The organism is Vibrio sp. J2-3(2022) (assembly GCF_021725735.1).
Classification (GTDB): Bacteria; Pseudomonadota; Gammaproteobacteria; order Enterobacterales; family Vibrionaceae; genus Vibrio; species Vibrio diabolicus.
On record NZ_JAKKCK010000001.1, the window covers coordinates 646,417 to 661,013 of the forward strand.

Sequence of the window (14,597 nt, forward strand, 5' to 3'; positions counted from 1 at the left end):
TTAACCCATAGGTTAAGCCTTTTCGCTATCAAATCAATTCGCAATTATGCGTTTTTTAGCTGCGCTACTTTCGCTTCAGACAGTGGCTTAGTGATGAACGCAAGTACGATACATACTGCCATCATTGCTGAAGAAATAGTGTAAGCCAAGGTGTAGCTTTCGCCGTTCGTCATAGAGAAGCCAACAACTGCTGCGCCGATTGCACCACCGATACCCCATGCCGTGTAAAGCACACCGTAGTTAGTACCGTAGTTTTTCAAACCGTAGAACTCGGCCGTTAGCGTAGGGAATACCGCTAGAAGTGTACCGTAACCGACCGCTGCGATCGCAGTACCAATGATCAGAGTGAACTCAGAGTTGAACGTTGCGAACAGCACCATGTTTACGCCTTGTAGGACGAACGCAAGTAGAAGCGTACGAACACCGCCGATTTTATCTGCAAGCATACCCGCAGCAACACGACCGCCAGAGTTGAATACAGCAAGAATGGACGCTAGGTAAACCGCGTTTGGTAAGTTTGCTTGAACGCTTGCGATTGTCGTGATGTTACCGATGATCATTAGACCAACAGAAGCTGCGAACGCGTACATGATCCATAGAGAGTAGAACTGTGGCGTCTTCAGCATTGCTTTCCAAGTTAGGTCATCTGACTTTTTAACCGCTTTAGGTGCTTGACCTTCTTTTACTTTAGGCTCTGCAGGCGTGTAGTCTGCTGGTGGGTTATTGATGGTTGCTGCAAGAGGAACTGCAATTGCTAGGATACCAACACCAAGAACCATAAAGCTCGTTTGAATGCCCATGCTGTCGATCAATGATGATGTTACTGGTGCTAGGTAGATAGCCGCTAGACCGAAACCAGCCGCAATAATGCCGTTAACCATGCCTTTCTTCGAAGCGTGGAACCATTTCATTGCAGAAGGTGATAGGCATGCGTAGCCAAAACCGATACCTGCACCTGTGATCACACCGAAGGTAATGTTCAGCATGAGTGGAGTGTCAACAAAGCCAGACGCGATCATGCCTAGACCTGTAAGAACAGTACCTAGGATAAGGATCATACGTGGACCCATGCGGTCTTGAAGAATACCTGCAACAAGAAGACAGATAGAGAAAGTGATGGTTGCAGTTGCATAAGGTGCAGAAGCTTCTGCAGCACTCCAGCCTGATTCAGTTACCAGTGCCTTGTTGAATACACTCCAAGCATACAGGATGCCAAGACAAAGGTTGATACAGAACCCTGCTAACAGGATGCGCATAGCTTTATCAATCTTGCTCATTTTCATTCTCAGTTTTTCCTCTTGTTGGCAATGCCGCAAAGAGGGTTGGTTTAAAGATGTTTTTTCTCAAAATTAGTTTGCGTTTTTCAACGATTAACGCAATGAGCGCGGATTATAACCAATAAATATGTGATTGGAATCTCTTTTTACCGTTACTGATAAAATAATTTGAAACATTAAAAGCGGATGTGAATTCATGGTTTTGTATGTGGTTGGAGTGTTATCAAAAGTGATGATTTTTGTTGTAAGGAACGAGGAACTAGTCAAAACAGAGAATTCAGTGCGCAGTTGGGTGCACAGCTCACATTTCATATAAAAAATTTCAAAATGTTACCGTGTTAACTCTCTGTAACAAAAATGACTGAAATATCGTCTTATCGCCGTAAGTATTGGATGTAAAGGGTTTCTTAAATTTAAATTGTTAACCTTTTGTAACAACTAGAGCTGATTAGGTTTTTTGTGCATTAAGTGAACAAAAAAGTCACTTGTAATTGCAGATTATAGGAGCAGAATATAGCGAAAAATGAGATTTCATTTATGAAGGGATGCTTTTTTAGACTTGTTGTGAGGTGACTTATGAAACTGTTCCTATTACTCATGGCTTCGGTATCTGCTGGTGTCGCATCTGCAGACCACATCCATTCATTTATGTTGGGTCTATCTATTGCTTCTCTAGCGGTAGGGAGCTGTTATTTCTTTGCATTCCGTAGCTCGCGCTTTCCACCGCTTGCTTTATTCTTACTAATTTGCGGCATGCTTTCTAAGTTGACGATAACGGTTGTTGGTGTGATGTGGGGAATGTCGGCTGAATTAATTACGTCTCCAATCGTATTCGCACTTTCGTATTTATTCTTCTCTCTCGCCGTGACCTACTTATGGTTTAGTTATCGAGAGAGTATTACTAAGATCCCTGATCGATTTAAGTCAGCGTAAATCGTCAAATAAGAACACATAATGAAAAACGCCAGCACTTTTGCTGGCGTTTTTGTTTAAAGCTAAGTCAGTTAGCTTGTTGTGTTTGGCTCGGTAGGGTTTGTCCAGTATTGACTGATACTGTTAGTGGCGGCTCTGGAACTTCTAAGAAGCAGGCGATTACTCTATAGAGTTCTCCTTCCGCAACGGTAACCTTTCCATCCGATTCAATCGCTAATCGACACGCTTTTACGAACAAGCGACGACTTTTCGGTTTGAGCTGCAGTAGGAGCTCTAAAGCGGCGCGATTTAGGCCCCAGTTCTTATTTGCGGGTTGTAACTCTGCATCATTAAAGCCCAAACAGGTTAGGGCGCTGCTAAATGCACGTTGAGCGTCTTCCGGTTGAGAGTGACTAACCCAAGCCAATTCGCGCAGTAGCCAAAACACACTCTCTTTTAATTGCTTTAAAGATTGGAACTGTTTTGTACATCCATACGATTCGAGTAGTTGCTTCTCCAATAAGTTGATGACACACCATTCTGCGAGTGAGTAGTGGTCATCAGTTTGAGAGAGTTCACGTAGCACCTGGCACAGTCTGTTTTTCTGACCCTCACTTAGCGATTTCAAGGCAGGAATGGAGAGTTCGAGTAATGGAAAGCGTAGATGAAGAGGCAAATCATAATCCAGCCATGGTAATAATTGTGCTTGAGACACATTTGGGATATGACTTTTTATCATCTCTCGCTGGAGTTCACTGCCATCAAATATCAAGGCAAAAGCAATAAAGCGCGCACTGTATGGTTCACGAGCGATGTCGACAAGTTCGGAAGGAAGTTGGTTAAGTAGTTGTTGACCTACTTCGCTGAGTTCTGCGGTGGTTGGTTTCTCAGGTTGTGTCGACGTCCCTGATGAGAATCCACTAACGTTATCATTCTCAAAGCTTGTCGTTGGACGATGCGAACTTTGAGAAAAACTTCCATCCCAACCAGGTTCAATTCGGCGAATCCGTTCTTCTAGTGGAGGGTGAGTAGCAAATAGGCCAGAAAAGCCGGAGAGTTTGCTTTGACCAAACATCATATGGCTCATCTCATCGCTTGCTTTTGTATTCAATGAAGAACCCGCCATATGGCTACCAATTTTCTTGAGTGCACCAGCAATGCCTTGATCGTTTCGAGTAAATTGAACGGCACTGGCATCAGCGAGAAATTCACGTTGACGAGAGATTGCAGCTTTGATCATCGAGCCAAACAAGGTGCCAATCCAGCCCAGAACCAAACAGATAATCGCAATCAGCATGATAACCGCAAAGCCTTTATCGGAATCGGAAGAACTTCTTGATACGCGGCTCGTATGATGAGTGTTATCTAAGACCAAGTGTCCAAAATGTGCAATGCAAGTGATGCCAAACAGTACGCCGATAAGACGTGTATTTAAACGCATATCTCCGTTTAAGATATGGCTGAATTCATGAGCAATGACACCTTGTAGTTCATCTCGCGTGAAGCTATCCAGTGCGCCTTGTGTGACGCCGATGACGGCATCATCAATGCTCATGCCTGCTGCGAAAGCATTGATACCGCGCTCTTCCTGCATCACATAGACGGGAGGAACCGGAATACCAGATGCAATTGCCATCTCTTCCACAACGTTGAGCAGTTGTCTATGTTTTGCATCTAAGGTGTTTGAGGAAATCAGCTTGCCGCCTATGCTCTCAGCAACACCTCGGCCTCCATTGGAGGTGAGGGCGGATAAGCGAACCGTTGAACTTATCGCAACAACCAGCAATACACCGGCAAAGCACAACAAGACGTAGGTAAGTGCGGTTTCTTGATCAAAGTGTTCGCCTGTTACTCCGTAATAGATACCAATCGATAATACGCTTACCAAACCAGTGATGGTGACAACTGCTAAGGAAAACAGGAACACCAAAAGCCCAGTGCGTTGACGCGCGGTATCTTGATGGTCAAAGAAATCCATTAGAACTCAACCTTCGGGGCCGCTTGTATTTCAGCACTGTCAGAAAACTCTAACAGTTTGCCATCTTGGAATCCGAATGCGTTGGAAAACAACACTGGCGGGAACGTTTGTTTGTATGTGTTGTAGCTGGTTACCGCATCATTAAATGCTTGGCGAGCAAACGCAACTTTGTTCTCAGTGCTGGTTAATTCTTCTTGAAGCTGACTCATGGTTTCATTCGCTTTAAGCTCAGGGTAGGCTTCCACTACAACATTAAGTTTGCCCAACGCACTTTGCAGCATGCCTTCTGCTTGGTTTAGTTGGCTAATTGCCGCATCACTACCAGGTGCGTCACTGGCTGCTTTCAGGCCAGCAATTGCTTGATTACGAGCTTGGATGACACGTTCAAATGTTTCTTTTTCGTGTTCCATATAGCCTTTTGCAGTATTAACTAAGTTCGGAATCAAATCGTATCGACGTTTTAATTGAACCTCTATTTGAGCGAAGCTGTTTTTGAAACGGTTTTGTAGAGTAACGAGCTTGTTGTAGATACTGACGGCGTACACCACAATGAGCAGGACAATAACGATAAAGACAATAAATGCAGTCATAATAAATCCCATTTTCTTAATGTATTCAGTTCTTATATAAACTGTTGAGATATTAAGCAAATGCTTCTGAAGAAGCGATGTAATAACCGAGAAATATGTCACGAGTTGAGTAACAATTAAAATGCATTTACAAAGCAATACAGAAAGAATAATGGCACTGGAGAGATGAAAGAAATAGGCCCAGCTAGAAGCCGGGCCTTGTCGATAAGCAATATTGGCGATGCCGTTAGGCACTCATTGGAACAAGTACCATAGTGCCAATAATAACTGTGATAAGACCTGCAAGAACCGGAACAGATGTTCGTTTTACAACCTCAAACGGGCTGATGTTTGCCATACCGGATGTCGCAACGATTACGCCAGACACCGGTGAGATAGTACGACCTAGGTTTGATGCTTGAAGCATCGGGATAATTAGGAACGCTGGGTTTAGTCCCATTTTCGCAGCCAAAGATGGTGCCAACTCTACAAATGCATAGAAAGGCGCGTTACCAGACCCCGTTGCAATTGCTGCTGCAACTGTCAATGCAGTAAGGATAAGCATTAAAGCAACACCGCCTGCACCTGCATTGTCTGCAAGGTGAAGTAGGTTATCGATAGCGCCGATAGACATTAGACCTTGCGCAAAAACCCCCGCTGCAACCAAAAGCATCACAACGCCTTTGAACGCGTCAGCCATGCCAGCGTAACAAGAATCTAAATCTTCCAGTGATTTCTTACCATCAAACTTATTTACAACGTAATGGATCAGAGCACCAAGGAAAATCGAACCGACCACAATAGTGTAAATGTCTAGGCTAAGTCCTGGAATGGTACGACCGTTGAATAGGAACACGCCGATGATAGGTAGAAATGGCAGTGCCGCATAAAACGCTGGTGCATCGGCTTTGATCTCTGATACGTCAATTTTTTCCATTGGCGTATTTTCTTTCTTATCTAAGTATTTGTTCCAGAAGAAAGCCGCGGCAGCCATCACGATGATTGCGCAAATAGAAACAGGCAACACTGTTTGTACCGCAAATACATCAAGCGCCAAGCCAGATTTTTCGGCGGCGATCACCACATCACCAGAGGTTGGAGAAAGAATGATTGCCGCAGGAGAGGCACAAACTGCAACCGCTGCTGGACGAGAGATCCCCATCGCGACCATCATTGGGAATAATGTCGCCATTAATAGTACGCCAAGGCCGGTTGCAGAACTTACTGCAAGAGACATCAAACACGCCACAATGTAAGCCGCTACCAAAAGGACATAAGGAGACTTGATAACAGAAAGCGGTTTAGAAAACTGTTTCACTACAACGTTATTCGCGCCGATGTGAGTCATATAGGAAGCGAAGCCACATAGCAACATGATTTGCATACCAAGGCCGCCGCCGCGGTATTGTAGCATGTATTTCACGTATTCTAGCGCGTCTGTCACCATGTTACCGGTTGAGGTGATTTTTGAGGGCAGCACGTCATGCCCCAATACGCCAGTCATAAGAAGTAAAGCAATACCAGCCGTCAGTAACACGCCCGCTGCTTTATAGCCTTTGACGATAAAGTAACCCACAGCAATGGTGACAACTAAGCCAATTAAGAGCTCTAACATAGGGATCTCCGAATGTTATGAAAAAAAGAAAGAAACTGTTTCAGTTTATGACAAGGAATTTACAGAATTCTTAACTGTGGCACGAGACAAATATGGGGCTTGCATGATCTGAGACAAATAATAATTTAATAATTAATTTCGTTAGATTGTATTGTTGGAATTTGGTTTTCTAAGTGTTATGTGCTGGTTTGAAGCTGTTTGCAGGAAGGAAAATATGACCAGAAATTTGAATAAATAGTGAGGGAATTGATTCAAAATGAGAAAAAGAAACAACTCAGTGAGTTGGAAGAGGGTAATAATCCTTGCAACAAAAAAGCTTCGCCGAAGCGAAGCTAAATCGTAAGGATGGGTTAAGTTAAGCGTATCGGCGCACCATGAGGTTCCAACTGCGTTGTTGCCGCTCGAACTCCGCTTTGATTTGCTGATACTTTATCTTGGTCACAGAGCACTCGTATTTTTTTACTACACTGGCTGTTTTTGCACCGAGTACTTCCTTTCGCATCTCATAATATTCCTGCATGTGATGAACTAGCGCATCAAACTCGTGTTGTAACTGATCGAGAATCGTCTGCGTATTCGGTTTTGCTCCCAGTTTTTCTTTTGCTTTCTTCAAGAGTTGAGTTGCGCGAGCTTTTTCAATTCTAAATGTAGGCGTTGTGCGCAACTTAGATGTGAGTCCAAGCCAAGAACAAGACTTAATCAACCACTTGGTCGGGTCGTAATGCCACCAATACACACCATTACGATAGTCATTCTCGAAGATATGATGGAAATTGTGGTAGCCCTCACCAAATGTGAAAAAGGCTAACACGCCGTTGTCGCGAGCGGTGTTTTTGTCCGTGAAAGTCTGTTTTCCCCAAACATGCGCAAGTGAGTTAATGAAAAAGGTCGTGTGGTGGCTCATAAAGAGTCTAGCGGCACCAACTACTAATAACATACCCCAAATATCGCCGTAGATAATACCAAGAGCGACCGGAAAGCCAATATTGGTGAGTAGAGCAAGTGGAACATAGTACTTATGTTGCCACATGACGATTTTGTCACGTTTTAAATCGCGACAGTTGGTGTATTCGTTTTCCTGCGATTTGTTGTAGTCGCGTAACATCCAGCCAATGTGAGAATACCAAAAGCCACGTTTCGCTGAGTAAGGATCTTTGTCGTTATTGTCGACATGCTTGTGGTGTACACGATGATCAGAAGACCAGTGTAATGCACTATTTTGCAAAGAAAATGCTCCTCCAATCGCAAAAATAGCACGTAAAATTGGATGAGCTTCGTATGTTTTGTGGCTCCAGAGTCGGTGATAGCCTGCGGTAATAGAAAGATTCGTAAAACTGAATGCCATCACTCCCCAAACTAGATGCTCCCAACCCAGTCCAAAATGATATGCATACCAAGGCATTACAATAAAAGTCAGAACAAAACTGGAAGAAAATATCAATGTATTCAACCAGATAATGGGTGGTTTGTTTTGAGTCACAGGTGTATTCCTAACTTTGAGCTAACAACTGTTCGCCAGAATATCAGCGTACACGTGTAAGTCAAATTAAAGTTAGACAAATGTGACTGTTCCTTTGGATGTACATTAAGGAACTTGATGGGATATTTTGCTTTTAATTGAATAATGAGTAGTATTAAAAAATGAGCTCTGGCTTAAGGTGTATAAAATCTGCCAAGAAACAAGTGTTATAAAGGTGGAATATGCCGAGACTCTATAAAGAAGCAAAAAATGTAAGAAAATAGGAATACGTAATGGATTTACGATTAGCGGAATATAAGGACTACGAGCGCATTGCGCATCTTCATGCGGATAGTTGGAAGCGTCATTACCGTGGCATTCTTAGTGATAACTATCTTGATAAAGAGGCGATTGACGACAAACTACTGATCTGGCAAACCCGTCTGACCAACCCACCATTCAACCAGCACATTGTCTTGGCGGAAGAGGGTGGTTTGTTGCTCGGCTTCGTTTGTGTGTTTGGCAACCATGACTTCGAGCGTGGAACCTTTATTGACGCACTGCATGTTGATGACAGCTACCGTGGTCGTGGTATTGGCAAGCAGCTATTACTTGCTGTCGCAGAATGGCAGCAACAGTACTTTAAAGACACTGGTCTTTATCTAGAAGTCGTATCGCAAAACATTTCTGCAATTGAATTCTACCGCCATATTGGAGGTCAAGAATGTCAAGAACGAACTTGGCGTGCGCCTGGTGGAACAGAAGTATTGGAGAAGGTATTCCGTTGGAAGAATGCTCAGTCACTAGTCAGTGGGATAGAAGAAAACGTTATTTACTCCTAGTCTGACGTTTTAGCTTAACAATAAGAGCAGCATCAACGCTGCTCTTTTTTGTGCCTGTACCTAAAGTATTGTGTTTCAGTGGGCGACTCAAAAGCAAAGCCCCATGGCTTTTAGCTCTGACTCGCATTGCTGAGCATTTTCAAATTGAATGGCAGACATGCCTACCGTTCGGGCCCCTTCGACGTTGTATGGCATATCATCAAGAAATACCGTTTCCTCAGCCTGAAGCTGATACGTTGAAAGTAGGGCTTGGTAGATCTCAGCTTGTGGTTTTAGTAACTGCACTTCAGAAGAGATGATTGCACCGTCAAACAGCGGCCAGAATTCATAGTTAGCACGAAGATGCTCAACAATTTCGTTGACGTTGTCTGTGAGCGCATAAACGCTATATCCTGCACTTTTTATTCTTTTTAGCAGTTCGACACTGCCGTAAAGTAATATTTGTGTATGTTTGACGTAGTAAAAAAAGCGGTCCATTTCTTCCGCTGTCACCTGATGCTCACGTTGATAGCACAGTTTGGCTTCCTTTTCGGAAATGATTCCTTTGTTCAAGTCTTTCCAGATTTGTGATGAAAACAGCAACTGGGCCATTTTTTCCGCTTCTACTGAGTGACCAAATGTTAAGCGAGCAATCTCTACCGGAGACCAGCGTACTAATACATTTCCCACATCAAAAATTACGTTTTTTATTTGTAAAGTTTCCATAACACACCCCAAGCCAATTGTTCATCACCGCGTTACATCCACAGTGAGTGCTGTCTTTAAATCTTTGGAAGTTCGAGCCAAAGGCGCTGTTTAAATGTCTCGAACGTATATGAGATTAACATCCCTGAGGATACAACGCGATTATCGCAAAATTACACTAAACTATATGCAACTTCATTTATTTGGTTGTAAATCAAGTGTCGCTATCTTAAAAGATTGAAATTAAAGACAAGCGTCGCGAAATATTTGCGCCATTTCGCGCTGCTTATAAGCGTTAAGTAATATATAATTACTTAATAATAAAACGATAAGAATGAATGCAAATCACACTATTGGGACGTCAGGCGGAGTAGGCAAAATAGATAATATGGACTCGATACGTAAGGTTTATCAATATGCAGAACCCAACCTGACTCTCGTTGGTTGGATGGGGTTTCTTGGCTTTCCGCTGTACTACTTTGTTTGGGATTTTGTTTTCCCACAGGCTTATGAAAACTTGCCGCTCAGACTGTTTTGTTCACTATTGTTCTTTGGCATCATTTTTAGAAATCGCCTGTCGTCAACGTGGCGAAAATATATCCATATTTACTACCAAGTGACGATAACGATCTGCTTACCGTTTTTCTTTTTCTATATGTTACTGATGAATGACTGGTCCAATGTTTGGGTCATGTCCTTTATGTCCGCGATTTTCTTGCACATTCTATTGGTTCATGTCACAAGAGTTATGTTCGCTCAAACTTTTGCCGGAATAGGTTTAGCGACATTCTTTGCTTGGGTGGCGAAAGGGTTTCATCTCGATTTAACAATGGACTGGACGCATGTGCCAATCTTTCTCTTTATTTATGTATTTGGTAATTTATTCTACTTTCGGAACCAAGTAGAGCACGAAGCGAAAGTGTCGTTGGCCAAGTCATTCGGGGCCGGAATTGCGCATGAAATGCGTAACCCTTTAAGTGGCCTTTGCACGTCAATCGATGTTATCCAATCAGTCTTACCCAATAAAAAAGAAGCCGAGAAAGACCAATATCTGATGAGCGGAGAGGATGTCACCCTGCTGCGTGAAGTTAGTGAGGATGCGATGAACATCATCCAGTCGGGCAACGAGACGATAGATTTACTTCTGACATCGATAGACGAAAACCGTGTCTCGCGATCCAGTTTTCAAAAGCATTCTGCTCACTCTGTGGTTGAAAAAGCGATTGAAAGCTTTAGTTATAAGCGTGCGACGGATCGCTTTGCTATATCCCTAGATGCGAGAAGTGAGTTTGACTTTCTTGGTAGCGATACCTTACTTAAATACGTTATGTATAACCTTTTTAAGAACGCCTTCCATCACCGCACATCTGAAGAGTTCCACATACATGTGTCCATGACGAGCACGGAGCACTCAAACCAAATCGTTGTAACCGATAATGGTGCTGGTATTGCTCCTGATGTCCTACGTAATATATTTCAGGACTTTTACACAACTGGTAAGTCAGGCAGCTATGGTTTGGGTTTGCCATTTTGTAAAAAAGTGATGCGTTCTTTTGGAGGTAATATTGAATGCCAGTCTCAGCTAGGTGAGTGGTCTCAGTTCACGTTAACTTTCCCGCCGATCACATCTGATATCGTGACTGAAATTAAAAACGATTTGACCAAACTCAAAACCATCCTAACGGTGACTAATCAAGATATTCTTGTGTCGAAAGTGACGGACATTAGCCGTTTTATGGGTTTTGAATCAACGATCTTAGATGTTAATCAAGTGCTCAAAAAGAAAGAGTATGAGTTCGAATTCGACCTGATTTTTATCGATCTTGAGAGCTTGGATGCAAGAGCAAACCAATTGGATAGATTAGAATCTCTTTTGTCTTTCACGGAAGCTCGTATCGTTTATCTTTTTGAGCATCACCCGACACAGAGAGCATGCAAAGCGGCATATGAGCCTATTTGGGTCGAGACTCAAGCCTGGTTATTGAATACTAAGCCAACCATTGACCGTCTCTTGTATGATTCAAGCTATGTATCGACACCAACGGCCTCAGTGGCTTTGGATACGTCAAATAAGCGGACAATTATGGTCGTGGATGATAACGAATCTTTGCGAAAATTTACCGCGATGTTACTCGAAAAGCAGGGCTTTGAAGTGATTCAGAAAGAAGACGGGCAGCAAGCACTGGATACATTAGAGCAAGAGAACGTTGACCTCATTCTTATGGATATCGAGATGCCCATCATGGATGGTGTAGAAGCTTCAAGGCGAATTCGAAGCTCGGATAAAAACTATGCGTCGGTACCTATTATTGCGCATACTGGGGATAGCTCACCTGTTACGCTGGACAAAATAGGCTCTTCTGGCATGTCTGACTTTATCGTGAAACCAGCGGATAAAAATCGCTTATTCGACAAAATCGCAAACTGGATTTAATCACTCGCAACTGTGTTATCTTGAGACGAGTTGATCATAACGCGAATACGGATAAAGAGCTCAGCAAAACTGCTGAGCTCTTTATTTTTACCTACACTCTAGCTTATACAAACTCTAGATCGGGATGAACAAACGCTTCTTGGCAGGCGGAAAGAACGTGATCGACTTCGGCGGCAGTCATGTCCGCATTGACAGAAAAACGAATGATGTTCTTGTTTCTTCCTGTTGCAGGGCGACAGAAAACTGCACCAAAGACATTCCTTTCTTCTAGAAAGTCGCGAACTCGCTCAGTGTTTCTTTCGTTGCCACATTCTAGCGCGATAATTTGCGACTCACTGCGAATAGTAAACCCAATACGTTTTAAACCAACGGCTAGAGACTTCGCTCTTTTAAACAAAATCTCCCGCTTGTCATCGGCTTTTTTTATGACGTCCAGTGTTTTTTCTAACCGAATAATTTCTTGCGGTAACACGGTGGAGCTGAAAATGGCAGGATACGCGACAAATGGAAGCGTCTTCGCCAGCTTTTCTGCACCTAAAATTGCGCCAGCACGATAAGCAAATGTCTTTGCAAGACTTACGGTTACAAAATCCACCATATGAGTCAAATCCAGCTCTTGCAGTAGCCCCGCGCCTTGCGGACCGTGCGTACCTAACGAGTGCGATTCATCCACAACTAAGCCGCAGTCAAACTCTTGTGCTATTTCGTAGATATCACGTAGAGGAGCAATGGTTCCGATAGTGCTGTAAACCGAATCCACAACAATAATTCCCGAACCATGGCGTGAAACCTGTTTTCGTAAGTGGTTGGTGTTGTTATGCATGAACGGATGAATTTGTGCTCCTGCGGTACGTGCACCTTCCCATAAAGACATATGCGCAAAGAAGTCGATATACACAGGTATGTTCGGTGCACAAATAGTCTGTAATAAACCGACATTCGCAGCCCATCCCGATTGAGAAAGCACACAGCTAGGCATGCCGACAAAACTGGCTAGTTGAGTTTCAAATGCAGGTTTTGATTCATCATCTTGCAAGAAAATCGCGGACATCACGACGTTGTCATCGTGTTGAGAAATCGCATCACGATGCGCGTTTTGAATCTCCTTGTTATGAGACAGTGCAAGGTAATCATTGCTTTGCATAACAATGGCATTACACGTTGGACGTTTACCAAGAACAAGGTGTTTCTTGTTCTCGTTCGGTTCAATTAGATCTTGAATATGAAAATCTAGGCGTTCCTCAATAAAGGAAGGAAGTGGTTTGCTTTGTATAGTTTCACTCATAATAAATCTCTTCTTCATATGGAAAAACGCCAGCGCTGACACTTATGCATATTGCGGATTTTGGGGAGAGTGTCACTAACCAGGTTGCATAAGTTTGCAGACCCTTGCAAACTCGACATTTGAGGGTTGGATGGTGGCTGTAACTCTATAGGGGCCCGGGGTCTAAACTAGTTTGTGCTTAAAGCTTATACGGCGATTTTTCGGTGTTTTTTTCGTGCTTCATGTCTGGATTTTGTATGAGGAATATAAAGTTTGAAAAGTGAAAAAATGGGCGCATTAGATAACAAAAAAGGCGCGAAAATCGCGCCTTAAAATATGATTGGGAAAAGATAATATCAGTTTATCGCTTATTACGTAGATAGCGCTTGCGGCGCTCTTCTTTACGCTTCGCTTTTTCTTCTTCTTTACGAGCGGTTTCAATCTCGACTTCAATCAGCTCTTGAGTGATCATTTCTGGGCGCTCTAGTGTAATTTGGCCTAGTGTGCCTTGGCGAAGTTCGTGCAACAAAATCTCTGATACTTTGTGCAAGTCCACACGTCCACCTGCGCGTAGTGCACCACGGCGGCGACCAATCTCTTCCATGATCTCGATATCTGATTCAGGAAGCTCTCCGATTTGGTAACGTTCTTTAAGCTTGTCTGCATAGTGGGCTGCTAGGTACTCAATGGTGTAAAACGCAACCTCGTCGTATTCCATTGCAGTATCTTTTACAGCGCCAGTAGCAGCTAAACGGAAGCCACTGTGTGGGTTTTCCACTTTTGGCCACAGAATCCCTGGTGTATCGGATAAAACGATGCCATTTTGCAGGTTGATGCGCTGCTGACGACGTGTTACCGCGGGCTGGTTACCAGTCACCGCGATCGTTCGACCAGCTAGAGTATTGATGATTGTCGATTTCCCAACGTTTGGGATCCCCATGATCATGGTACGAATGTTTTTACCGATCTCTTCACGGTGTGGGGCAAGTTTACGGCAAAGCTCCATGATTCGATGCACTTCTTGCGGTTCTGACGTCGTGATCGCCATTGCTTTTACGTGTTGCTCTTGCTCCAAGTGCTCAATCCATAATTGAGTTAACTCAGGATCGGCCAAATCACGCTTGTTCAAGACTTTAACGACCGGCTTGTCACCACGGATTTGAGAAATCAAAGGGTTTTCACTACTGAAAGGAATACGAGCATCCAGTACTTCGATGATCACATCCACTTGTGGGATTGCTTCTTCGATCTCTTTACGTGCTTTGTGCATGTGGCCAGGAAACCACTGGATTGAGTTATTAACCATTTGAATTTAATACCTTAATTTTCTTACTGCTCCAACGGGCGTACGAGTAGTAATTTGAGCTTCGAGCAGCATAGTTTTAGACAGAGTGTGTTAAAACCGTACTTACTTTTGTGGCTCTGTACCGCAAAGTTGAGCGTTTCTTTCGTGTTAATGAGCTAGTTTATCACGGAATGAAGGCGAAGCATTCAAGATGGAGACAAAAAGCCACGGTTTACAAACGAGCAAGCAAACATTTGTTGAGTATGCTCGCCAACGGA

General features: G+C 43.4%; 11 protein-coding genes. 3 read left to right on the top strand and 8 right to left on the bottom strand.

The genetic code is table 11. The features are described 5' to 3' along the window. Nucleotides 1–44 precede the first annotated feature (44 nt). Nucleotides 45–1,277: an OFA family MFS transporter gene (locus L3V27_RS02760; protein ID WP_237311555.1), complete on the bottom strand. Its 1,233-nt coding sequence runs from the start codon at nucleotides 1,275–1,277 to the stop codon at nucleotides 45–47. A gap of 576 nt (nucleotides 1,278–1,853) precedes the next feature. Between L3V27_RS02760 and L3V27_RS02765 the strand changes: the two genes are divergently transcribed. Next, nucleotides 1,854–2,210 (top strand): NADH:ubiquinone oxidoreductase, encoded by a 357-nt coding sequence (locus L3V27_RS02765; protein ID WP_237310964.1) that lies wholly within the window; start codon nucleotides 1,854–1,856, stop codon nucleotides 2,208–2,210. 67 nt (nucleotides 2,211–2,277) lie between these two features. Here the strand turns inward: L3V27_RS02765 and L3V27_RS02770 are convergent, their stop codons facing one another. The 4 genes from L3V27_RS02770 to L3V27_RS02785 all read right to left on the bottom strand — a co-directional run bounded on the left by L3V27_RS02770 (nucleotide 2,278) and on the right by L3V27_RS02785 (nucleotide 7,831). After that, on the bottom strand, nucleotides 2,278–4,167 hold the full coding sequence (locus tag L3V27_RS02770; protein ID WP_182036134.1) for a M48 family metallopeptidase: 1,890 nt from the start codon (nucleotides 4,165–4,167) through the stop codon (nucleotides 2,278–2,280). Continuing rightward, on the bottom strand, nucleotides 4,167–4,757 hold the full coding sequence (locus L3V27_RS02775; protein ID WP_005398201.1) for a LemA family protein: 591 nt from the start codon (nucleotides 4,755–4,757) through the stop codon (nucleotides 4,167–4,169). Before L3V27_RS02775 ends, L3V27_RS02770 begins: the two co-directional genes overlap by 1 nt. Nucleotides 4,758–4,983: 226 nt before the next feature. Then, nucleotides 4,984–6,351 (bottom strand): anaerobic C4-dicarboxylate transporter DcuC, encoded by a 1,368-nt coding sequence (gene dcuC, locus L3V27_RS02780; RefSeq protein ID WP_005398199.1) that lies wholly within the window; start codon nucleotides 6,349–6,351, stop codon nucleotides 4,984–4,986. Between the two features lie 355 nt (nucleotides 6,352–6,706). After that, the gene (locus L3V27_RS02785) at nucleotides 6,707–7,831 is read right to left on the bottom strand and encodes a fatty acid desaturase (RefSeq protein WP_005398197.1); all 1,125 of its coding nucleotides are present in this window, start codon (nucleotides 7,829–7,831) and stop codon (nucleotides 6,707–6,709) included. Between the two features lie 272 nt (nucleotides 7,832–8,103). On the opposite strand from L3V27_RS02785, the gene L3V27_RS02790 reads away from it, so the two are divergent. Continuing rightward, entirely contained in the window at nucleotides 8,104–8,652 is a 549-nt protein-coding gene (locus L3V27_RS02790) for a GNAT family N-acetyltransferase (protein WP_005398196.1), read from the top strand. 87 nt (nucleotides 8,653–8,739) lie between these two features. On the opposite strand, the gene L3V27_RS02795 is transcribed toward L3V27_RS02790, so the two are convergent. Continuing rightward, nucleotides 8,740–9,357, bottom strand: coding sequence for an HAD family phosphatase (locus tag L3V27_RS02795; protein WP_237310965.1), 618 nt, complete (start codon nucleotides 9,355–9,357; stop codon nucleotides 8,740–8,742). A gap of 367 nt (nucleotides 9,358–9,724) precedes the next feature. Between L3V27_RS02795 and L3V27_RS02800 the strand changes: the two genes are divergently transcribed. Next, the gene (locus L3V27_RS02800) at nucleotides 9,725–11,770 is read left to right on the top strand and encodes a hybrid sensor histidine kinase/response regulator (RefSeq protein WP_237310966.1); all 2,046 of its coding nucleotides are present in this window, start codon (nucleotides 9,725–9,727) and stop codon (nucleotides 11,768–11,770) included. 103 nt (nucleotides 11,771–11,873) lie between these two features. On the opposite strand, the gene cqsA is transcribed toward L3V27_RS02800, so the two are convergent. Together cqsA and ylqF are read right to left on the bottom strand one after the other, a co-directional pair. Next, nucleotides 11,874–13,055 (bottom strand): alpha-hydroxyketone-type quorum-sensing autoinducer synthase, encoded by a 1,182-nt coding sequence (gene cqsA / locus L3V27_RS02805; protein ID WP_237310967.1) that lies wholly within the window; start codon nucleotides 13,053–13,055, stop codon nucleotides 11,874–11,876. A gap of 340 nt (nucleotides 13,056–13,395) precedes the next feature. Continuing rightward, complete coding sequence (gene ylqF, locus L3V27_RS02810; RefSeq protein WP_237310968.1) at nucleotides 13,396–14,340, bottom strand: ribosome biogenesis GTPase YlqF; 945 nt, start codon at nucleotides 14,338–14,340, stop codon at nucleotides 13,396–13,398. Nucleotides 14,341–14,597 lie beyond the last annotated feature (257 nt).